The organism is Pseudomonas sp. GW821-FHT02H09 (assembly GCF_059421425.1).
The window spans coordinates 214,022-235,031 of the sequence record NZ_JBWKVA010000010.1 but is presented as its reverse complement, the minus strand read 5'-3'; the positions used below and the strand labels follow the sequence as shown (position 1 = coordinate 235,031).

The following is a 21,010-nucleotide window of genomic DNA, read 5'->3' as shown; positions in this document are numbered from 1 at the left end:
CCGAGGCCGTCGTAGCGATAGTCGACGGTGTTGCCGTCAGGCAGGGTCTTGCGGGTCAGCCGGCCGTGAGCGTCGCGCGCATAAGCCGTGAGCAACTGACTACCGTCGTCGCCAAACTCGGTCTTCTCCAGCAGCTGACCGTTGAGGTCGTAGGCGTAGGCGGTGCGCCGGCCATCGAAGCCGGTCTCCTCCCGGATCAGGCCGTTGGCGGCGTATTCGAGCCGGTAGCGTTCGCCGGCTTCGTTTTCGATCTCGCTGAGCAACAGCCGCGCAGTGTCGTAGCGGTAGCGCAGCTGGCTGCCGTCGGGGTTGATCCGGCGGCTGACCAGGTGCAGGTCGTCGGCGTATTCGTAGCGGGTGAGGCGGCCCAGCTCATCGCGTTCGGCGGTGACCTTGCCGTAGGCGTTGTAGCTGAAGGCGCGGCTCGCGCCGCCGGGCAAGGTGGTCTGCAGCAGCCGGCCGACGGCGTCCCACTGGTACTGGGTGACGGCGCCGTGTTCGTCCTGACGGCGGATCTGCCGGCCCAACGTGTCGTAGGCATAGCGGCGTTGGCCGCCGTTCGGCAGTTGTTCTTCGATCAGCTGGCCAAGCCCGTTCCAACCCAAAGTGTGGAGGCTATGGTCCGGATAACGGATGCCGGTTAACTGACCTTTGGCGTCGTAGTGGTAATGGGTGACCTGGCCATCGGGATCGATCTGTTCGGTGATATCGCCCTGGGCATTGCGTCGATAGGTCCACTGCGCCTGACCGCGCTGGCGGCGGTGGAGGTGACCGTTGCGGTACTCATACGCCGTCGGCTCATCCTCGGCGGGCAGCACCGCGATCAGGCGCCCGGCCTCGTCATAGCGGTATTCGGTGACGGCGCCGAGCGGGTCCTGTTCGGCGGTCAGCCGGCCCTGGTCGTCGTAGGCCTTGCGGTGTTCGGCACCGTCCGCCTCGACCTGGCGCAGCAGCCGCGCCTGCGGGTCATGGACGTAAAGCCCTGCGCGGCCGTCGGCATGCCGGACGCTGACCCCGCCCTGCTCGTCCCAGACGTAGCGCTGGTCCATCTGCGCAAAACTCGCCCAGTGCCGGATGCAGCGCGCGGCTTTGCCCGCGCGTTCCCACTCCCAGAAGAAGCTCGCGCCGCCGGCCAGTTGCCGCTGCAGGATGACCTGCTGATCGTCGTAGTCGTAGCGCTCGCATTCACCGGCGGCGTTGCTCGCCTCGACCAGCCGCTGGCGTTCGTCGTAGCGGTAGCGGACCAGGGTCTGCTCGGTGCGCCAGGCGTCTTCGAGGGTGTCGGCCGGGTGCAAGCTCTGGTAGTCGACGGCGATGATCTGCGCGCGCTCGTAGCGCAGGCGCAGGGCGCGGCCGGCGCCGTTGTCGAGGCGCTGGATGCGTTGCTGACGGTCGCGGCTGATCTGCAGGCGGTTGCCGTAGGCATCGCTGATGGCGCTCAGCCGGCCGTCGCGAAAGTGGTAGAACCGCGCGCTGTCACCGGCCGGGGCGAGGATCAATTCCTCGGGAGCCTCGCCGAGGTAAATCGCCGCCCGCGCCAGGCTGTTGTGGATCGCCGGGCGTTCGGTACTGGGCAGCGGGAAGGTGGTGCGGCGGTTCTCCTGATCGATCCAGATCACCGAATCGCCACTGATCTCCAGCCGCTGCGCCAGCGGGTGACTCCAGCCCCACCCCAGCCCGCCATCGAGCTCCACCGCGCTGCTGCGGTACAGCCGGGTCCAGCTGAACGGCAGCACCCCGTCCAGTTCACCGTCGGTGAGGCTCAGCAGTTCTTCGCCGGTGACCATCGACACCGGGCAGCCGCGGGTGGCGGTGTTATCGGCGCTGTCGGCGCTGGCGCCGTTGGGGTTTGTCGCCTGCTTGGGGGCGTCGTCGTGGGGTTGGTGTTGGCTCAGGCGGGTCATGCGCCCGCTCTTGTCGCGCGCCAGGGCCGCGGGATTGTTCACCGCCAGCGTCGGCGTGGCGCCGGGGTGATGCGGGTCCATGGGGGCAATCTTGAGGGGCACGCTTGGGGTTGGCGCGAGCGGCGCGCCCCGAGCCTTGACCAGCAGCGGTTTGAGGTGGTCGGCGTGGGCGCCCAGGCGATGGGCGGCGGTGAATTCGGCGAGCTTTTCGCCCAACTGTGCAAACCACTGTCGAGCACGGCCGGACTTGATCTGGCCCAGCACCCGGGTGCTCATGCGCAGCTTGAAGCCAATCCCCGCGGTGCAGCTGATCAGCAGCAGATTGATCAGCACTTCGCTGCGGATTTCGGCCAGTACTTCGATGAGGTAAGGCGGTGGCAGCATCCGTAGCCAACTGACGATGGCCGACAGGTAGACGAACTGCAGCGGCTCATCGCTGAGCACCAGCAGGCCGTTGGCGATGGCCTCCCTGGACGCGCTCAGCAGGGTGTCGAGTTCGGCTGGGGTCAGGTACTCGAGGAGTTTTGCGCTGTTCGGTTGCAGGTCGGCCAGCAGCCGGTAGAGCTGCTGAACGTCATCCCACACACCGAACAGGGCACTTTCGAAGCCGCGCCAGTTGGCCTGCTGCAGGGCGCGGTAACGCTCAAGCAGGTCGGCCTCGGAAAAGCTCGCCCACGCCGGCTGAAACTGGCTCGACCAGGCGTTGCGCAGCCAACCTTCAAGCTCACCGATCAGCCCTTGATAGGAGGCGTACAGCGCCTTGACATGGTCCTGGGAAACGTGGGGGAAAAAGGTGATGCGATAGCGCTGGCCGCGCCAGCATTTGGGGATTTCGAGAATGCCGTCGGGACCGATGGTTGCGTGAATCGGCTCCCCCACCACCACCTCGCCGCTGCGGCCATGGATGACCGGCTCGAGCAGCACCGGCGTATTGCCGATGGGCACGAAGCGGGCGGACTGGAACATGTGCACCAGGGTCAAGGGTCCGCTGGCGGGACACCTCGCGACCGTCGTGCTGACCCGTGTCCGGGAGTTTTTCGGGGCGACCAGGCTGACCTCATGGCCGACCTTGAAGACTTGTTCGACATCCAGCGCCCAGCCGGTCCAGAAGCTCTCGGCCCAGGCCGGGTAATCGTTGAGGCAGTGTTTGAAGTCGTTGAGGACGGTGTCGATGTCGGGGTTTTTCGGGTCCATGACGGCGAAGACCAGCAAGCCGATGGAGGTCTTCACAACGCCCGTGTCCCGGGCCGGCAGGTGGTGGGGGCATACATCCGCAATCCCTCGCGTGAGTGGTACAGGACGCGAGACTGTGCAGGGGATGCCGGGGGAATGAAGTCGGGGAAGTTCGAGAGAGCGGGTAGGAGTTTTCGTTAAATCAAACGGAACAATTCAACAGCCGCAGAGGCAATGAGTGCGGAGCCTGTGGCGAGGGGGCAAGCCCGCTTTTTGATTACTGGGTGTCGGATCTGCCAATGATCGTTCCCACGCTCTGCGTGGGAATGCAGCCCGTGACGCTCTGCGTCACTGCCAAAGCGGACGCGGAGCGTCCAGTGAGGCATTCCCACGCAGAGCGTGGGAACGATCGACTACTCGCCCGGGTCCTCGCCATCCCGCTGCGCGACGGCTGCGATTTAATGGACGTCATCGGACGGCGATTGCAGGCGCAGATGGCACCATAAACAAAACGGGCAACCTCAGAGGCGCCCTTTTTTTGATTACTGAGTGTCGGATCTACCAATGATCGTTCCCACGCTCTGCGTCACTGCCGAAGCGGACGCGGAGCGTCCAGTGAGGCATTCCCACGCAGAGCGTGGGAACGATCAACTAGGGCAGAGGTGCCGGGCACAAGACCTGTGGCGAGGGGGCTTGCGACGACGCGCTCCGTAGCAGCTGCCGAAGGCTGCGTTCGGCCGCGTAGCGGTCGTAAAATCAGGCGCTGCGGTGTTACAGGCTAACCGCGGTGGCATGATTCGCGACTGCTGCGCAGCCGAACGCAGCCTTCGGCAGCTGCTACGGACGGGCATCAGCCCGCTATCCACCCGCCGCCAGACCCGCCGGAACCTGAGGTGGCGTCACGATTTGCGTGAGGTCGATATGCTTCCAGACCGGCTTGGCCCCCAGACGCGCGTTGAAGCGGATGTTGAACGTAAAGTCGTCCTGGGTGGGCTCAGTCAACGGCTTGCCGTAAACCGGCTCGATCGCCGCCAGGTCGTAACCCATCAGCTGCAGCAACGTAGGGAAGATGTTGTAGTGACTGGAGCGGTCTTTATTACCCGCAAGCGCGGTTTGCCAGTCGAGGGTATGCAGGTCACTGCCCTGGATCACCACCAGCGGCACCAGGCCCTCTTCCTCCAGCGGATCCGCCCCGCAATGAGTATTCAGGCCCGGGTTGCCGCGTTCATGCAGGTCCTGGCCGTGATCGGAGGTGTAGATCAGCACCGCGTGACTCAGGTCCGCATTGGCGAAGATACGCGAGAAGAACTCGCCGACATTCCACAGCAGCGTGTTCTTGTAGGCATTACGGTACAGCATCCAGTCATCGGGCTGGCCGTTGAAGCCGTCACGCGAACCGGTGTCGGCGACCTCGACATACTGCCCGCGTGACAGCGCCGGCCGATAGCTCATGAAGTCATCCGGGTATTTGTCATGGACCGGGAAGTGCGCACCGACCTTGTTGATGACCACCAATTGCGGCTGGCCGTCGTTGAGCAGCTCGATCAGTTTATGCGCAACCGCCATGTCCCGGTCGCGCACACGGGTCTGGTCGAACTGGACGAACTCGTCGATGTCCTTGCGTTCAAGGTCAGTCATCAGATTCTGCAAGAGGCCGCCCGTACGCTGGGCATCGATATACACCGTGCGTAACCCTGCCTGTTTGGCGTACTGCCAGATCGACGGCAGAGTCGAGTTGATCCGCCTGTAGTCACTGCGGGTACCGCCATAGCGCAACGTGACGTTGGTATCAGCGCTGCAGTTGGCAATGGACGCCGCATAGCCATAGTTGTAAATGTCCACCCCCGCACGGGGCTCTTTCAGGTTGCTGTGCACACCGAATGGGGCGTTGATATCCAGGTAATTGCCGGACACGCTTTCATCGATGATCAGCACGATATCGTGGCCGACAGCCTGAGGCTGTCGTGACAGGCTGACCTTCTCACGGGGGCCTACGGTGTTATGCGCGGTCTCATAGCCGAACAGGGTCAGGTAAGCCAGCGGCGTGTACATGATAGGCAAGCCTCTGGCGCCCTCGCCCGCCCGCACGAAGAGCACGGCCGAAAGCAGCACCACCCCGAGCACCGGTGCCGCCGTCAGTAGGTAACCTGGCAGAGGCAGGCGCCGCCGCGGTTTGAGCCCGATGCCCAGCAGCAGCAACAACCCACTGGCCGCCGAGCCGAGAATAACCTGACGGTATTGGTAAGCCGCCTCCTGAATGAACCCGCCCGAATAGACCAGCGAGACGAAGCTGCTGTAGGTCAGGTAATCGGCGGTGACCCTGGTGTAGATGTCGAAAAATACCGCTGAGATGAAGAAAACCAGCGCAAACAGATGACGGACCAGCGTCTGGCGAATGCAGGCGCTCAGCAGTAAAACAAGCACCAGGGCGATGAACATTGCGGCAAACAGCAGCACCGGCAAACCGAAGCCCATCGTGGTAATGCGTTCAAGGTAATAATCGTAGTTTTTCAGCACATACAGAACGATCAGTAGTTCCTTGATGTACCTCACCATAAATCCCTCTTTTGGGCTGGCGTGCAACCCCCGCGCCATCACTGTAAACGCCCGTTAACACAGGTAAGGGAACGCCGATGCGCAATTGCCGATCCTCCCTTTACCACGCTCGCCAAAAAGTCAATTAATTGACGACCATGATTCGTCTCTGCCATCTCCGTCACTAATTATTTGAGACCCTAGCATCGCACCATCAAAGTGCAAACCGCTGTTTCATCCATGAGAGTGTCAAAAAAAAGGTGACTCAAATCTGACACACCACTACCGCTTAGAGCCTTACGGATCAAGCGATACGACCGTCCGTCGCTTAAATTTTGACGCTTTTTCTGACTCAAGAATGTTCCAAAGCCGCGGCCACAAAGCTCCTGATGGCAGAGCACCTGAATCTACCGATTTACCGACCACGAATAACATGTCATTTCGTTGACACGTTTTGGCCGCGCTGGTCTATACCCACTTCAGCAGTCTTATGCAAGTTACATCCACCGCTCGTTGCGAGGCACGCCAATATGGACGTGAGCGTATTCGGTACGGGTTACGTTGGCCTGATTCAAACCGCCGCACTGGCAGACGTCGGCCACCGGGTCTATGTCGCGGTCGCGGGGCTGCATTATCGTGGAATCGGCCTGCGCAGCTTTGTCCCGGAAGGGGCGAGCGAATGAAAGTTCTGGTGACGGGTGCAGCCGGTTTCATCGGCGCCCATTGCGTTTTGCGTCTACTGCGCGATGGGCATCAGGTGTGTGGGCTGGACAATTTCAACGACTACTACAGCCCGGCCCTGAAGAGGGCCCGTGTGCGTTGGGTCAAAGCACAAGCGGGCGACTTCCCGCTGTTTCATCTGGACCTGGCCGACAACCAGGCGATCGCCGCGCTGTTCGCCCGCGAGCAACCGGAGGTGGTCATCCACCTGGCTGCACAGGCCGGGGTACGCTATTCGCTGGACAACCCGCACGCCTACGTCGACAGCAACCTGACCGGGTTTCTGAATGTCCTCGAAGGCTGCCGTCATCACCCTGTGCGCCATTTGATCTATGCCTCATCCAGTTCGGTTTACGGTGCCAACCAGCACACGCCTTACTCGGTACAAGAAGGCGTCAACCACCCTCTCTCACTGTATGCCGCTACCAAGATAGCCAATGAGTTGATGGCGCACAGTTATAGCCACCTGTTCGGTATTCCGTGCACCGGCCTGCGCCTCTTCACCGTGTATGGCCCTTGGGGTCGTCCGGACATGTCGCCGATCCAGTTCGCCCAGGCGATCGTCGAACGACGCCCGCTGAAGCTATTCAACTACGGCCAGCACAAGCGCGATTTCACCTACATCGACGACATCATCGAAAGCCTGACACGCCTGCTCGACCATGCACCAAAAGCCGCGTCGGACTGGGATCGCGATCACGCGGATCCTGCGACCAGCATGGCGCCCTGGCGGCTTTACAACATTGGCGGACACCATCCGATCGAGCTCAAGGATTACGTCGCTCTTCTGGAAAAACACCTGGAAATCCCGGCGCAGGTCGAGCTGCTGCCGTTGCAACCGGGGGACGTACTCGACACCTGTGCCGACGTCTCGGAGCTGGAGACAGAAATCGGCTTTTACCCCCGGGTGGAACTGGACGAGGGGCTTGCACGCTTCGTTTCCTGGTTCCGTGATTACTACCAACTGCCCGTTGTTGAGGCACCGTTCGAAAGTGGGACTTCGTCACTGGCAGTACTTGTGCAGAAACGGAGAAGTTTATGACCGGCCACCCAAAAAATGTGCTGCTCAAGGAGCTGCGGCTAGACAAACGCATGGACACCAACCATCGCATGCGACTTGATGCCGCAATCCATAGGCAGGGCTGCGGCTGGATCACCGGCCGCGACGGCGGTCGCCCCTGGACCTTATCGCGAACCAATCGTGTGCTGGCCTGCGTGGGTGCCTTGCTGCTGCTGATCCTGCTCTCGCCGGTTTTGCTGGCACTGACGGCGATCGTCAAGCTGAGCAGTTCCGGTCCGGTCCTGTTCGTCCAGAATCGCACCGGCTATCGCGGTCGCGGCTTCGGTATGTACAAATTCCGAACCATGGTGGCCAACGCCGAAGAACTCAAAGAGTCCGTGCGCCACCTGAACAAACATGGCGCCGATGCCATCGACTTCAAAATCGATGAGGACCCGCGGGTCACCAGGATCGGTCGCTGGCTGCGTCGCAGCAGCCTGGACGAGTTACCCAATCTGATCAACGTGGTCACCGGCGACATGCGCCTGGTGGGTCCGCGCCCGACCTCATTCAATGCCTACCGTTACAAGGACAGCCACCTCGTGCGGCTGAGCATCTACCCCGGTATCACCGGCCTCTGGCAGATATCCGGGCGCAGCAATATCGACTTCGACCAACGCGTGGAGCTGGACCTGAGTTACATCGCAACACAAAGCCCCATGCTCGATTTGAAGATTCTGTTGAAAACCCCCTTCACAGTATTCAGCGGCCACGGAGCGAGTTAAATGGACGGTTCATCTACCAAAAGCTTGAGCATCGCGAACCCGAGCGAGACTAACCTGACCTCGACCGTGCTCGATCAGAATCTGCGGACTCTCCTCCTGACTGCCGCCAACACCGACGGCGGCACCAGCACCAGCGCTCTGGCGCTGGCCAGTCAACTGGCGCAGATGAGCAGCGGCCAGGTGCTGTTGGTCGATGCGAGCCAAGCGCAGAACAACCTCACCCAGCAGTTCGGGTTGCAGAAGGAACGCGGCTTTCGCGATCTGCTGTTCAACCAGGAGACACCGCCGCTGTTGCACGATTGCATCGTGCAGGTCTCGACCCTGCCCTTCCACATCCTGCCCAACGGTCGTCACATCCGCGGCACCGAGCATTTGAGTCCAGAGCAGTTACGCCCGTTGCTCAAGCAACTCGGTGCGCTGTATCGCTTCGTGGTGATCGATGGTGATGCGGTCTATTCGGCCGCCGACACCCTGGTCATCGGCACTCTGGTGGATGGTGTGATTCTGGTGGTGAGCGCCGAGGACACCCGCTGGGAGGTGGCGCAGGCTTCGGCCCAGCGCCTGACCCAGGCCGGCGCAAAACTGGTCGGCAGTGTCTTCAACCGCCGCAAGTACTACATGCCCAAATGGCTCTACAACAACCTGTGAGCAGCAGCCAAAGGATAACGACATGAAAGCTAAATGGCTTGCCCTGCTGTTGCTGCCTCTCGTAGGTTGCTCCAGCCAACCGGAAAACCAGATGCCGGTGCAGATCCTGACCGCCGCACCGGCCAACGCCCAGGCCAGCGACATGCCCAAGGTCGAGCAGACGCTGCGACCGCAGGATGTTCTCGACGTGATCTTCCACATCAGTACCAGCGGCTCGAATGCCTATCGCATCCAGTCCGGTGATGAGATCGGTCTTAACTTCACCGCGGCCAGCCAGCTCAACGGCAACCAGTTGGTGTTGCCGGATGGCACCATTGAGCTGCCGGGGGCCAACACTTCGGTGAAAATCACCGGAATGACCACCGATGAGGCGCGCCAGGCGATTCAGCGTGCCTATCAGCAAAAAATGCTGTTCCAGCCCAATCGCAACCAGGTGACGGTGCAGGTCATCAGCCCGCTGACCAACGAGCAGAACCTCAAAAACGCATTGAGCCACCCAGCCACCGGTATGAGCCGCGAGATCACCGTGGGTGCCGACGGCTATGCGAGCTTCCCGGAAATCGGCTCGATCCCGCTGCAAGGCATGACCGTCAACCAGCTGGAATCCTACCTCAACAGCCGCTACGCGCAGTTACCGGGGAGGATGACCGTCGACGTGCTGCTCAAGTCCACGGCAGGCAATGAAATCTATGTGCTCGGTGAAGTCGGGCAGCCCGGCGCTTATCCGATCCGTCGGCCGATCTCGGTGCTTGAAGCGCTGTCCCTGGCTCATGGGACGAGTGTCAAGGCACGGCTCGATTCGGTGGTGATCATGCGCCGTAACGGCAATCAGGTGGTCGCCCACCGCTACAACGTCGACGAAGCCCTGAGCGCCAAGGCGTCGCAGATGGCCTACCTGCAACCAAACGACATGCTTTATGTGCCCAAGACCAAGCTGGCCAGTGCCGGCGAGCTCGCGCGGCAACTGGCAGATGTCGTGCTGTTCCAGGGCGTGGGCTTCGGCTTCTCCTACCGTGTAGACGACAAAGGCAGTAACAACAACTAACCACACGCAGGTGAAAGGCCATGAATCCAAAGGAAAATTACCTGCACGAGTTTTTCCGGATCTTCTTCGCCAACAAGCAATTGGTGAAGCGAGTCTTCCTGATCTTTGCGGTGATCGCACTCGTGCTGCCGTTGGTGCTCAAACAGAGCTTCGATATCACCGCCCAAGTGATAGTGCAGTCCAAAAAACTCTCGCAAAGCGATGCCATGACGTCGTTGACCCAGGACACCGACAAGTTCATTCCGCCGTCACTGGCGGACATGGAAACAGAAAGCAACATCCTGCGTTCACCGGCTCTGGTTCGCCAGACCATCAGCCAGCTACGCGATCAGGGCCAATACTCGCCCAGCCCGGGTCTGTTGAATACCCTGGTGCTCAATCCATTGCACCGGGTCGTGATCAATCCGCTGCGCGAGTATGCGATCAACCCGGTGCGCAATGTGCTGGGACTCGAGGTCGACCCGGTACGCGACACCGCCCTGGATGATCTGACCAGGCAGGCCATGGATGGCCTCAAGGTCGAAACGCTGCCCGGCTCCAACGTGATCTCGATTATCTACAGCTTCAGTGATCCGGCACAGGGCACGAAATACGTCGCGCAACTGCTGCAAAACTACTTGGCCAACCGCCAGGACCTGCAATCCATTGACCTGCCGCAGGCCTTCTACGAACAGAAGAAAAAACAGTATCAGGTGCGTCTCGATGGCCTGGAAGGTACACGCCTGGGTCTGCTGGAAAGCATCGGCTCTTCTGATCCCAAGGAAGAAATCACCTTCCGCCTGAACGCGATCAACACCGAAGAGCAAGCGCTCAACCTGTACCGTGACCGTCTGCTGGAAAACCAACGCTGGCTCGACTACCTGAGAACCAGCCTGGCGACTGCCAACAATGCCAAGCTCAACGACTACACCTTCCCCTACACCTTCACCACCACGGTGGACAACGTCGCCTTCGAAGATCGGGAAATCAAGCAGCTCGGCGAACAACTGACGGCCCAGGTGACCCGCTACAACAACGATCTGGCGGTCTTCCAGCCGGGCAGCGAACCGATGCAGATGACCCGCGAGCAGATTTCCCGCTCGCGGCAGCAATTCCTGAAGATCGTCAGCAATCGCATTCAGGAGCGAACCAACGATCTGGAGATTGTCAGCTCGGTGATTTCCCAGAAGACCGCGCGCATCGCCGACTACAAAAACCGCATCCATCAGCTGCAAGAGACCCAAAGCAAGCTGCGGCAAATGGACACCGAGATCGACGCTCTGCACGCGGCTTTCTCCACCTACGCCCAACGCTTTGCAGAAAGCAGCAGCCAGCGTTTGCTCGACAACGACCTGTCGAACGCACGCGTTCTCAGCCCGCCGTATGAACCGACCGAGGCGGCCTTTCCGAGACCGCTGTTGATCATTCCGTTTGGCATGTTCACCGGTCTGTTGCTGGCCATCGCCCTGGTCTACGTGCGTGAGTTCTTCGATCATCGCTTCAAACACCCGGCGCAAATCACCCATCAGCTCGGCCTGCCGGTGCTGTTGGTGATCAACGATCAGAATGCCGAACAGCCCAATCCGCACCCGAACTGGACGGTGCCGAGCTTCGTGCATTGGGTGCGCAATTGAACATGCCGCTCAACCCTGCGCTGCCGATCATCCATCTGCTCAGCAGCGGCGGGTTCTACGGGGCTGAGCGGATGTTGCTGGACCATTGCCTGGCGACGCCGGGACAGCACCAGGTGCTGTTCCTGGACGCGCCGCCTGAGCTGATCGCGCGCTTTCGTGACGCCGGGGTCGACTGCCGCAGCTGCACAGGGCTGGGCGGACTGTTGCGGCACCTGCATCAACGCCGTGACGAACATCCGTTGGTCAATACGCATAATTTCAAGGGTCTGTTGTTTGGCTGGGTGGGGGCCACACTGTGGCGCCTGCCGCTGGTCATCACCCAACACGGTTTTACCCCGCGCAGTCGCAAGCAACGCTTCTACACCTGGCTGAGCCTGCAACTGTGCCGTACCGCTTCGGTCGATCGGGTGGTCTGTGTCGCCGAAAGCATTGCTGTGCTGCATCGACGCGCGAGCGTGCGGGCAGAAAAGCTGCAAGTGATCCCCAATGGCTTGCCGGCCGCCACCGCCCTGCTCCAGCACAAGGACAACCACCAGCTCTGGCTGGCGGGCTATGTCGGACGGCTGAGCAGCGAGAAAGGCCCGGATTTATTTCTCGATGCGCTGATCCCGCTCTGCCAGCAACATCCCGAGTTGCACGCGGTGATGCTCGGCGACGGCCCCGAACGCGACAGCCTGCTCGCACGGATCACCGCTGCCGGACTGCTCGAGCGCATCGAGCTGCCGGGCTACCAGACCGAGATGCACGCCTGGTGGACGAAGCTCGATGCACTGGTGATCAGCTCGCGTACCGAAGGCACGCCGATGATTCTGCTCGAGGCCATGCAAGCCGGCGTACCGGTGGTGGCATTCGCTGTGGGCGGGATTCCCGATGTCATCGAGGACCGGTACAACGGCCTGCTTGCCCCACCGACTGACAGCGCCGCCCTCGCCCGCCAGATCGCTACCCTGCTGGGCGAGAAGAAGCTGGCTCGGCTACTGGCGGAAAACGCTCGCCGTACCCAGCTTGATCGCTACGACCTGCAGGCTTTGGCCGAGCGCTGGTCGCAGCTATACATCCGTACTGCACGGGAGGCTCGCGCGTGATTTTTCCACTCTCGATAGTCAGCCTGTTAGGGCTGGTTTGCCTGGGGCTGCTGGCCAGCCCCTACCCTTATCTGGCGCCTGGCGTCGTGCTGGTCCTGGTCGGCGTCGCGGTACTGTACCGGCGTCCCGGTTGGGGCCTGCTGGGCATCGTCGCCCTGGTGCCATTCGAAGGCCTGTTCAAAGACAACGCTGTTTCCGGGGCAAAACTCCTCGGCGCCGCGCTGGCCCTGATCCTCTGCCTGCAACTGGCCCTGCACCAGCTCCCGTCCGAGCGGCTACGCAGCAATGTCTGGCGGTTCCTGACGTGGTTTATGGTGCTGTACTTTCTGAGCATGCTGGTAACCGATGACCTGGGCATGTCCCTCGGCAATCTGCGGGAGCTGAGCGTGGGCCTGGTGCTCTTCGTGATCACCTTGCTGATCGGCCGCGAGCTGAACCAGGACCTGTTCTGCCGGCTGGTGACCCTCAGTGTCTCCCTGACCTGCATGCTGGCGATATTTTCCAGCAAGTATCAGGATCAAGGCCGAGCGTCCGGTCTGCTCGAAGACTCGAACGCTTTTGCCTTGTTGATCGCCTTCGCCGTACCGTTGGCGCTGCTGCTGATGATCAAGAGTCCGAATCTGTTGCAGCGGCTGTTCTGGGCCGGTTGCTGCTTACTGCTGCTGGGCAGCATGACCAAAACCGAATCACGTTCGGGGCTGGTGGTGCTGTTCTTGAGCCTGCTCATCGGCGTCTACCACTACCGCGCGCAATTGCCACGGATTCGCCCGCGCCACCTGGGTTTGGCCATGCTCGGCCTGGTGATCTTCATTCCCTTGGCGATCTACGCGTTGCCGGCGGGCTACATCGCGCGCATCCAGTCGCTCAGCGTGCTCACCGCCGGCGCCAGCGGCCACAACGATGAGTCTTTGGGACGCCGCGCTTCGTACATCGTGGTCGGCTCCCGGATGATCGGCGAACACCCGCTGCTCGGCTCCGGCCCCGGAACCTTCCCGCGGCATTACGCAACCACCGGCTACGCCAAGGCGTTCTCGACCAACCGCAAGGCCGGTGACCTGTACCGGCGCGCCCACAACACCTACCTGGAGATTTTCAGCGAGATTGGCATCCCCGCGGGGCTGTTGTTCATCGGCATGCTCGGCATGGGCTTGTACAACATGCTGCGTGCCCGCCACGCCTGGTTACTGCGAGATAACCGGGAGCAAGCGGACATGGTCACGCACCTGGCCATGAGCCTGCTGTCGCTGACGCTGTTCTTGATGTTCCTCAGCACGCCGAACCAGAAATACCTGTGGATCATGCTCGCGCTCTCCAGCGTGCTACGCCTGAAGGCTGAACAAAGCCCGCTGCCGGAGCCGCAAACATGATCCTCATCAGCATCATCATCCCGATGTACAACGAGGCCCGGCACATCGGCCGTACCCTGCAGGCCGCGCGCCTGTCGGCCCAGATCGCGGACCTTGAGTGCGAGCTGGTGGTGGTCGATAACGGCTCGCAGGATCAGGGCCCGCAGATCGCCCGCGAACTGGGCGCTCAGGTGTTGTTTCTGCCCGGCGTAAACATCGGTGCGTTGCGCAATCACGGTGCCGCCAACGCGCGTGGGGAATGGCTGGCTTTCCTCGATGCCGACATTGAAATGCCGCAGAACTGGCTCTCGCTGCTGCTTGAACTTGAGGCCGGTGGTCGGGCCGATGTCCTCGCGCTGGAGCTTCACGCCCCCACTCAAGCGCCATGGTTCGCCCGCGCCTGGCAGCGCCGCTTGTTGCGATCCGGCAGCCAAACCATGCGCACGGTGCAATGGCTGCCGACGGCCAATCTACTGTTGCGGGAGGAGTGGTTCGCACGGGTCGGCGGCTTCGACGAGAGCCTGCGCACGGCTGAAGACAAGGACCTGACAATGCGCCTGAGCCGGGCCGGCGCCCGATTGGTGAGCGTCAATGAGTGTGTCGCCCTGCATTGGGGCTATGAAGGCAGCTGGCGCGAGTGGTTGGGCAAAGAGCTGTGGCGCCAGGGTAGCCACCTGCAGCTGCTGCACAGCAACGGCGTCAGTCTGCGCTTGCTGCGCTTCCCGTTGCTGTCGATGGGCGCCTGGTTACTGGACGGTCTGACGATCTCGGCATTGCTGGACGGCCGGCCTCATCTGGCCCTGTCCCTGTTGCTGATGACCAGCCTGCCGGCGCTGGCGCTGAGCCTGCGCCAAAGTCTGAAACACCTTGCCCCCGGTCTGACCCTGCAACTCTGGGGTCTGCATTGGTTACGCCTGCACCTGGCCGGAGCCGCCTTCGTCCTCAGTCTTTGTCATTGGAAAGCCAGGAGACCTGCGCGTGGCTGAGTTCATTTTCTGGTTGTGCCTGCTATTACCGTTGTACGCCTATCTGGGTTACCCAGTGATGCTGACAATCCTGGCGCCGTGCTTTACCAGGCGTCACTACCCGGCGGCTGAACCCTTGTCGGTGAGCGTCGTCATCGCCGCGCACAACGAATCCCCGCATGTCGAGGAGAAATTACGGACCTTGCTCGCTCAGGATTACTCGGCGCGGACGCTGCAGATCATCCTCGCCAGTGATGGCTCCAGCGACGACACCGTGGCGTGCGCGCAACGGGTGATCGACCCGCGCATCCAGGTACTCGACCTGCCACGCCAGGGCAAAGCCGCCACACTGAATGCCGCCGTCGCGCTCAGCACCGGCGACATCCTGGTGTTCACCGACGCCGACAATCAGTGGTCAACCGATACCCTCGGCCAATTGCTGGAGCCGCTGAACGATCCGCAGGTCGGTGCCTGCGCCGGGCACATGCTGATTCCCATTACAGGTAAAGGCCTGAGCCTGGGAGACAGCCTCTACCGCCACTACGAGGGTTGGCTGCGTCGGGTGGAAAACCGGACCGGCTGCATGGTGTCCGCCGACGGTGCCCTGCTCGCCCTGCGCCGCGAGTTGTTCCAGGTCATACCGGCGCAAGTCAGCGATGACTTCTTTCTCAGCACCTGCGCGCCGGTGGCCGGCAAACGCATCGTTTATGTCGAATCAGCCCAAGTGATCGACCAGGGCGTGGACGAAGCCGACAAACAATTTCGCCGCCGCCAGCGGGTGACCGTCGGTGGCCTGCAAAGCCTCGCGCAGCGCAGTGAACTGCTCAATCCGTTGCGTCACGGCCTGTATGCGCTGGCGTTGATCAGCCACAAATTGATTCGCCGGTTGGCGCCGGTACTGCTGGTGCCACTGTTGCTGAGCAGTCTCTGGCTGTGGGGCGTCCACGGGTTCTACAACCTGGCGTTGATCGCCCAACTGCTGGGCTACGCGATAGCCATCGCCGGTCTGCTCGACGTGCAGCACCGTTTACCCAAACCCTTTCGCCTCGCCGCCTTTGTACTGGTGACCCTCGCCGGGATGAGTGTCGGTCTGTGGCAGTTTCTGCGTGGCCAGCGTTATAGCCAATGGAGTCCCGAGCAGAATCGATAAGAGTGTCGCGCCATGTCGATCAAGCAAATGTTCAAGCGCACCCGTGGCTGGCTTTACCTCAACTCGCCGTTGGGACGCAGCCAGCTGCGCGGTGCGGGGGTGATCCTGATGTTGCATCGGGTGCTCGCCGACGACCGTAGTGCCGAGCTGCCTCATCGCAATGAGCTGTGTATCGGCCCACATGCCTTCGAACAACTGCTGCACTGGCTCAAGCACCATTTCGACTGCGTGCCCCTGATGGAGCTGCTGCAAGCCGACGCCCATCCAGCCCCATCGGCGCGCCCGAAAGTCGCTCTGACCTTCGATGACGGCTGGCGTGACAATGCCTTGAATGCCTTTCCGCTGCTGCTGCAGCACCAGGTGCCGGCGAGTATCTTTCTGTCCACCGACTTCATTGGCAGTCACCAGCGCTTCTGGTGGGAAAGCCTGGGTGAAACCTTGTGGGGCATCTATGGCTGCGCCCCGCGTCAACGGATCATCGAACACCTGGAGCGGATCGGCCGGCCGCTGCCAGCTGTTTTCTTGCGCAACGGCAACGAATACCAGCGCAGCCTGGCCCTGGCCAATTACCTGGATAGTCTCAAAGGCCTGTCGCTGCAGGACCTCGACACCCTCACCGACAATTGCCCAAGGGAGTCGCTGCCCCAGGCACTGGATTGGCAGCAGGTGCGCGCCCTGGAAAAATCCGGGTTGATCCGCTTCGGTCCACACGGCGCCAGCCACTCGATCCTCACCGGGCTCGATGACATTCACCTGGACCAGGAACTGAGCCGCAGCCACGACGCCTTGCTGCAGGGTTGTCTGCATCCCCTGCCGGTCTATTGCTACCCCAATGGCGACCATGACCTGCGTGTCCGCCAACGTCTTGCCGTGCACCGCTATACCTACGCCCTGAGCACCAGCGCCGGCATCTATCGCGGCAAGGGCGACCCGATGGCACTGCCGCGCATCGGCGTCAGCCAGCGCAATGCCAGCCGCCCTTCGCTGCTGGCCTGGCGCATCAGCCGGGGCGGCCACACATGAGCCGCAATCATTATGTGCGCCACCTGGTGCTGAGCGTGGGCACACGGTTGGCGATGATCGCCCTGCGCCTGCTGCGCAACGTGCTGCTGGCGCGCATTCTCGGCCCCAGCGAGCGCGGCCTGTTCGCCCTGCTCAGCACCTTGCCGGAGCTGATCAGCGCCGCCACCAGCGGCGGGCTGAATTCAGCGGTTGGCTATCAGGCGGCGCAACAGCGTTCGATGGGCCTGCTGCTCAGCCAGGTGCTGGTATTCGGTTGCTTGCTCGCAGGCCTGCTGACCTTGATCAGCGTTGCCCTGTTGCGCGAACTCGGGACTAGCCTTGAGGTTACCGCGCAGCTTGGATTACTCGCCTGGTTGTTGCTGCTGGCGGTGCCTTTGACCGTACTCAAGAGCGGCCTGCTGACCCTGCACAATGCCTGCGGCGGTGTGGTGGCGTTCAACGCACTGCGGCTGATCGAGTCGCTGGCGCCGCTGGTGCTGTTTCTTGCATTGTTCTGGATGTGGAAAAGCGCGGCGCTGGAAGCGGCGTTGATCAGCTGGCTGGCGGGCATCAGTCTGGTCGTGCTGGTTGGCTGGTTCTGGCTGGGGCGCAATCAACCACTGACGTTGCAATGGGACCGTGCCGGGCAAAAGGAACTGCTGCACTACAGCGCCAAGAGCCATCCGGATCTGCTGTTTCAGCAGGTGATTCTGCGCTCGGATTACCTGTTCATCAGCGCCATCCTCGGTACCACCGCCCTGGGTCATTACGCCATGGCCAGTGCGGCCGCCGAGCTGCTGCTGATAGTCCCGGAAGCTGTGACCACGCCGCTGATGAAGCGCCTGTTGCAACAGGAACAGGGAATCGAACGCCTGACGCCACTGGCCCTGCGCCTGACCGCCACGGTAATGATCTGCGCTTGCCTGAGCATGGCGCTGATCGGTGAATGGTTGATCGTGACGCTGTTTGGTGTGGCCTACCAGCCTGCCTATCCAGCGCTACTGGCCCTACTGCCCGGCCTGCTGGGTCTGTGCTATGCCAGCATCCTGCGTCTGGACCTGCTGGGCAAAAATCGCCCGGGGAGTATCTCGCTGTGGATGGGCCTGGCCGCGGTACTCAACCTCGCGTTGAATCTGCTACTGATTGCACCCTATGGAATCGTCGGCGCCGCCCTGGCCTCGTCCATCGCTTATCTGGCCGTGACCCTCGCCTTGCTGATTCTGTACTGCCGGCTGAGCGGTGTGCCGGTGTGGCAAACCCTGATTATCTTGCCCAGCGATCTGCTGCCGGTGCGCGAGATGTTGCTGAGGAAGTCCGCATGAAACGCCTGGCGCTGCTGTTGAGCCTGGGTCTGAGTCTGAACCCGGGCCTGAGCGCGCACGCCGCGCCCATGCGCTGGGCCGATATTCGCGACGGCAGCCTTTACCTGCAACCGGACAAAGCCGATACCTTGAGCGTCAGTTGGGTGCCGGCCTGGCAGGCCGACGCCAACGAAGAACACCTGTACCTGCTGGACGGTCGGGGACAATTGCACGGCGAACGCCTGATCGCCGCCAGTGAAAGCAGCGGTCGTCAGAGCTGGCCATTGCCTCCCAGCGTCACCAGCTATCAACTGGAGATCCCGGGCTACAGTTTCCGCCGCTATCGAATTGAACATGACGACCGTACGGTGGCCCTGTTCGCCCCGGCCAAGGTTCACTTCAGCGCCGAAACCCGGGACGGTGACGAGCTGTATTTCAAGGTCGCTGCCGGTGAAAAAGCGATACTTGCCGGAAAATTCCACGGTGGCGTCGGCGCCCTGCAAGCGCAACGGGTGGCCGATGGCAAGCAGATCCGGCTGACACTCAACCCTTACCCCGCGTACTGGCAGTTCGATCAAGTCGAACTGCCGAGCGCCAGCGTCGAACAGGTCTGGCGCCTGCGCCTGCAAGGCAGCGGCAAAGTGGCGTTCTGGCTGGACGGTACGGCCAACCTGTTCGCCCAGCAGGTGCAGCAACTCAAGCCGTTGCGTCAAGACGCTGGCCAGGCCCGACTCACCCTGCACCCTGAGGTGCTGGGCCCGACTCCGAATCTGGGAACCGCCCTGCCCTACGCAGTGCCGCCGGAATCGAGCTATCCGGTGCTCGATGCACTCAAGCCCCGGGCGGGCACCTACTACAGCTTCGTCGACAAACTGAACACCGACCCGCACTACGAGGATCGCTTCCGTCGGCTGTACCAGGACCGTTTCAGGATCAACCAGGACATCACCTTGCTCGCCGGCACGCAACGCAGGGCCGACCTGCGCGCCGACGCGGTCAGCAATGCCGGCCTCGACGCGTGGCTCGCCGCGACCCGCGCCCTGGGCGGCAAAGGCGTGCACTACATTGCCTTCGCCGATGAACCGAACCTCAACTACAACGACTTTGCCAGCTATCAGAGCCTCTTCAACAGCATGGTGCGGCAGGTGCGCAACGACCCCGGTAACTTCAAGGCCGGCGTACGCATCGCCATGCCCGCCAGCTCACGGCTGATCAACGGGCCGTTTGCCGAAAGTGCGGCCGATCGGCGCGGCATCGACTGGGCGCGGCGGCTGCTGAGCGAGTCGGGCGAGAAGATCGATGCCCTGGCCTGGCACGAATGGATGATCCGCGACCTGCTGGCCACCCGCGTCTACCGCGACAGCGTGCGCCGGGCCGCCGAACTGGTCGGGCTCGATTCCCACGGCCGGCCGCGCAAGGCACTGCTACTGGATCAGACCAACATGTCCAGCGGCTCGAGCCTCAGCCCTTACGATCAGGAAACCCATTTTGCTTCGCTGTGGTGGGCCTCGGTGGTCATCAACTCGGCCCAGGATGGTCTGCTCGACATGCTCAACTGGTTCCAGGTCGACGACGAGACGAACTACCCCAAGGGCATGCTGCGGGTGCTCGGCGACGACCGCTTCGAACTCAAACCAGTGGGCCTCGCCCAACAGTTCATCGCCGGGCACTGGCTGGAAAAGGTCCTGCGCCTGGACAACGACGCCTTCGAGGTTGACGTGCTGGCCATGACCACCGGTCAACAACGCAGCCTTCTGGGCGTCAACAAGGGCACGCGCCTGCAGCATGTCAGCCTGCAAGGCGTAGAAGCGTCGTGCCCGTTGTCATCGGGCGCATTGGTGTATTTCGGCGCCGACAGCAAGAGCCGGCCGGCAGCGTTTCACTGTCAGGAAGGCCGGGTCAGCTTCGAGCTGCCCGGCGAAACACTGTTCGCCCTGAGCTGGAGCGCCTCATGAACCCGAATGTTTTGCCGCGCTGGCATCTTGCCGCGCCTTGCGTAGTCCCGTCGTCACTGCCCTTTCACACGGCCAGCTCCATCAGGAGGCAACATGAGTGCATTGCACAAACTCGGTGAACGAATCCGACAAAAAGGCCTGCGTCACACCCTCAACACGCTGTGGAAACGCTATGTGTTTTTCCATTGGGAACTGCTGTGGATGGAGCGCGATCTGGTCAGCCCGATCGCGCCGCACAAGCTAAGACCCTACTCACCGCTACGCCTGGAAACCATCACCGCGCAGAATGCCATGGCCTTTGCCAAACACTTCGGCGACCGTGTGGAAACCATGGCCGAACTGGCTGACGAGGGCCACACCGGGCACATGTACCTGGACGACCAGGGCAACGCGGTCGCCTTCATTTGGGGCAGCAATGGCGACTACTATGATCATCACTATTACGGCTGCATGTTCCCGGTGAAGGAAGGTGAGTTTTTCGAGTTCGGCGGCGAACAGATCCGCGCCTACTGGGGCAGCACCCTCTCGGTGGATTTCCAGCTCGATCTGTGGAAAGTCATGCAAGCAAAGGGCTATACCAAGGTAGTGGATGTTTGCGAAACCCATAACATCGCAGCCCTCAAGCTGCACATCCGCATGGGGTATCAAGAGCAAGGCCGGGTCATGCATGTGTATGGCCTGTTCGGGCGCTGGCGCCTGTTCCGCGAAACCCGCTACAGCGGCTCGCGACTGGACGCTTTGCGCAAACCCGGAACGCCCACCGTCGCAGCGCCTGCGGTCTGA

At 61.8% G+C, this 21,010-nt stretch carries 17 protein-coding genes; 15 read left to right on the top strand and 2 right to left on the bottom strand.

From position 1 onward, the window contains the following. Positions 1-3,098, bottom strand: a 3,098-nt coding sequence (locus AC07VR_RS16270; protein WP_495011828.1) for a DUF6531 domain-containing protein, incomplete at its 3' end; no start/stop codon positions are given. Positions 3,099-3,376: 278 nt separating this feature from the next. On the opposite strand from AC07VR_RS16270, the gene AC07VR_RS16265 reads away from it, so the two are divergent. Further along, entirely contained in the window at positions 3,377-3,583 is a 207-nt protein-coding gene (locus AC07VR_RS16265; protein ID WP_495011824.1) for a hypothetical protein, read from the top strand. A 352-nt stretch (positions 3,584-3,935) separates the two neighbouring features. Here the strand turns inward: AC07VR_RS16265 and AC07VR_RS16260 are convergent, their stop codons facing one another. Next, positions 3,936-5,633: a sulfatase-like hydrolase/transferase gene (locus AC07VR_RS16260; RefSeq protein ID WP_495011823.1), complete on the bottom strand. Its 1,698-nt coding sequence runs from the start codon at positions 5,631-5,633 to the stop codon at positions 3,936-3,938. Between the two features lie 509 nt (positions 5,634-6,142). Between AC07VR_RS16260 and AC07VR_RS16255 the strand changes: the two genes are divergently transcribed. From AC07VR_RS16255 to AC07VR_RS16190, 14 genes are all read left to right on the top strand, one after another. Next, positions 6,143-6,295, top strand: coding sequence for a hypothetical protein (locus AC07VR_RS16255; protein ID WP_495011829.1), 153 nt, complete (start codon positions 6,143-6,145; stop codon positions 6,293-6,295). Further along, complete coding sequence (locus AC07VR_RS16250; protein ID WP_494994837.1) at positions 6,292-7,374, top strand: NAD-dependent epimerase; 1,083 nt, start codon at positions 6,292-6,294, stop codon at positions 7,372-7,374. The genes AC07VR_RS16255 and AC07VR_RS16250 overlap by 4 nt, the downstream gene beginning before the upstream one ends. Further along, positions 7,371-8,117 (top strand): sugar transferase, encoded by a 747-nt coding sequence (locus AC07VR_RS16245; protein WP_495011822.1) that lies wholly within the window; start codon positions 7,371-7,373, stop codon positions 8,115-8,117. Before AC07VR_RS16250 ends, AC07VR_RS16245 begins: the two co-directional genes overlap by 4 nt. Next, complete coding sequence (locus tag AC07VR_RS16240; protein WP_495011821.1) at positions 8,118-8,765, top strand: CpsD/CapB family tyrosine-protein kinase; 648 nt, start codon at positions 8,118-8,120, stop codon at positions 8,763-8,765. It begins immediately after the preceding gene. A 22-nt stretch (positions 8,766-8,787) separates the two neighbouring features. After that, positions 8,788-9,810: a polysaccharide biosynthesis/export family protein gene (locus AC07VR_RS16235; RefSeq protein WP_494994834.1), complete on the top strand. Its 1,023-nt coding sequence runs from the start codon at positions 8,788-8,790 to the stop codon at positions 9,808-9,810. 20 nt (positions 9,811-9,830) lie between these two features. After that, positions 9,831-11,423 (top strand): GumC family protein, encoded by a 1,593-nt coding sequence (locus AC07VR_RS16230; protein ID WP_495011820.1) that lies wholly within the window; start codon positions 9,831-9,833, stop codon positions 11,421-11,423. Positions 11,424-11,425: 2 nt separating this feature from the next. Next, positions 11,426-12,508, top strand: a complete 1,083-nt coding sequence (locus AC07VR_RS16225; protein ID WP_495011819.1) for a glycosyltransferase family 4 protein — start codon at positions 11,426-11,428, stop codon at positions 12,506-12,508. Further along, positions 12,505-13,875, top strand: a complete 1,371-nt coding sequence (locus AC07VR_RS16220; RefSeq protein ID WP_495011818.1) for an O-antigen ligase family protein — start codon at positions 12,505-12,507, stop codon at positions 13,873-13,875. Before AC07VR_RS16225 ends, AC07VR_RS16220 begins: the two co-directional genes overlap by 4 nt. Further along, positions 13,872-14,840 carry a glycosyltransferase family 2 protein gene (locus AC07VR_RS16215; protein ID WP_495011817.1) on the top strand — a complete coding sequence of 323 codons (969 nt, stop codon included), beginning with the start codon at positions 13,872-13,874 and terminating at the stop codon, positions 14,838-14,840. Before AC07VR_RS16220 ends, AC07VR_RS16215 begins: the two co-directional genes overlap by 4 nt. Further along, positions 14,833-15,969, top strand: a complete 1,137-nt coding sequence (locus AC07VR_RS16210; protein WP_495011816.1) for a glycosyltransferase — start codon at positions 14,833-14,835, stop codon at positions 15,967-15,969. The genes AC07VR_RS16215 and AC07VR_RS16210 overlap by 8 nt, the downstream gene beginning before the upstream one ends. A 12-nt stretch (positions 15,970-15,981) precedes the next feature. Continuing rightward, positions 15,982-16,992, top strand: coding sequence for a polysaccharide deacetylase family protein (locus tag AC07VR_RS16205; RefSeq protein ID WP_495011815.1), 1,011 nt, complete (start codon positions 15,982-15,984; stop codon positions 16,990-16,992). Further along, a complete protein-coding gene (locus AC07VR_RS16200) occupies positions 16,989-18,293 on the top strand; it encodes a lipopolysaccharide biosynthesis protein (protein ID WP_495011814.1) in 1,305 nt (434 codons plus the stop codon). The genes AC07VR_RS16205 and AC07VR_RS16200 overlap by 4 nt, the downstream gene beginning before the upstream one ends. Continuing rightward, positions 18,290-20,227, top strand: coding sequence for a hypothetical protein (locus AC07VR_RS16195; protein ID WP_495011813.1), 1,938 nt, complete (start codon positions 18,290-18,292; stop codon positions 20,225-20,227). Before AC07VR_RS16200 ends, AC07VR_RS16195 begins: the two co-directional genes overlap by 4 nt. Positions 20,228-20,320: 93 nt before the next feature. Next, complete coding sequence (locus tag AC07VR_RS16190) at positions 20,321-21,010, top strand: N-acetyltransferase (RefSeq protein ID WP_495011812.1); 690 nt, start codon at positions 20,321-20,323, stop codon at positions 21,008-21,010.

What these genes read in the sequence shown, in the direction of transcription:
- AC07VR_RS16265 (WP_495011824.1), top strand. Translation starts at nt 3,377, where the DNA reads ATGATCGTTCCCACGCTCTGCGTGGGAATGCAGCCCGTGACGCTCTGC.
- AC07VR_RS16260 (WP_495011823.1), bottom strand. Translation starts at nt 5,633, where the DNA reads ATGGTGAGGTACATCAAGGAACTACTGATCGTTCTGTATGTGCTGAAA.
- AC07VR_RS16255 (WP_495011829.1), top strand. Translation starts at nt 6,143, where the DNA reads ATGGACGTGAGCGTATTCGGTACGGGTTACGTTGGCCTGATTCAAACC.
- AC07VR_RS16250 (WP_494994837.1), top strand. Translation starts at nt 6,292, where the DNA reads ATGAAAGTTCTGGTGACGGGTGCAGCCGGTTTCATCGGCGCCCATTGC.
- AC07VR_RS16245 (WP_495011822.1), top strand. Translation starts at nt 7,371, where the DNA reads ATGACCGGCCACCCAAAAAATGTGCTGCTCAAGGAGCTGCGGCTAGAC.
- AC07VR_RS16240 (WP_495011821.1), top strand. Translation starts at nt 8,118, where the DNA reads ATGGACGGTTCATCTACCAAAAGCTTGAGCATCGCGAACCCGAGCGAG.
- AC07VR_RS16235 (WP_494994834.1), top strand. Translation starts at nt 8,788, where the DNA reads ATGAAAGCTAAATGGCTTGCCCTGCTGTTGCTGCCTCTCGTAGGTTGC.
- AC07VR_RS16230 (WP_495011820.1), top strand. Translation starts at nt 9,831, where the DNA reads ATGAATCCAAAGGAAAATTACCTGCACGAGTTTTTCCGGATCTTCTTC.
- AC07VR_RS16225 (WP_495011819.1), top strand. Translation starts at nt 11,426, where the DNA reads ATGCCGCTCAACCCTGCGCTGCCGATCATCCATCTGCTCAGCAGCGGC.
- AC07VR_RS16215 (WP_495011817.1), top strand. Translation starts at nt 13,872, where the DNA reads ATGATCCTCATCAGCATCATCATCCCGATGTACAACGAGGCCCGGCAC.
- AC07VR_RS16205 (WP_495011815.1), top strand. Translation starts at nt 15,982, where the DNA reads ATGTCGATCAAGCAAATGTTCAAGCGCACCCGTGGCTGGCTTTACCTC.
- AC07VR_RS16200 (WP_495011814.1), top strand. Translation starts at nt 16,989, where the DNA reads ATGAGCCGCAATCATTATGTGCGCCACCTGGTGCTGAGCGTGGGCACA.
- AC07VR_RS16195 (WP_495011813.1), top strand. Translation starts at nt 18,290, where the DNA reads ATGAAACGCCTGGCGCTGCTGTTGAGCCTGGGTCTGAGTCTGAACCCG.
- AC07VR_RS16190 (WP_495011812.1), top strand. Translation starts at nt 20,321, where the DNA reads ATGAGTGCATTGCACAAACTCGGTGAACGAATCCGACAAAAAGGCCTG.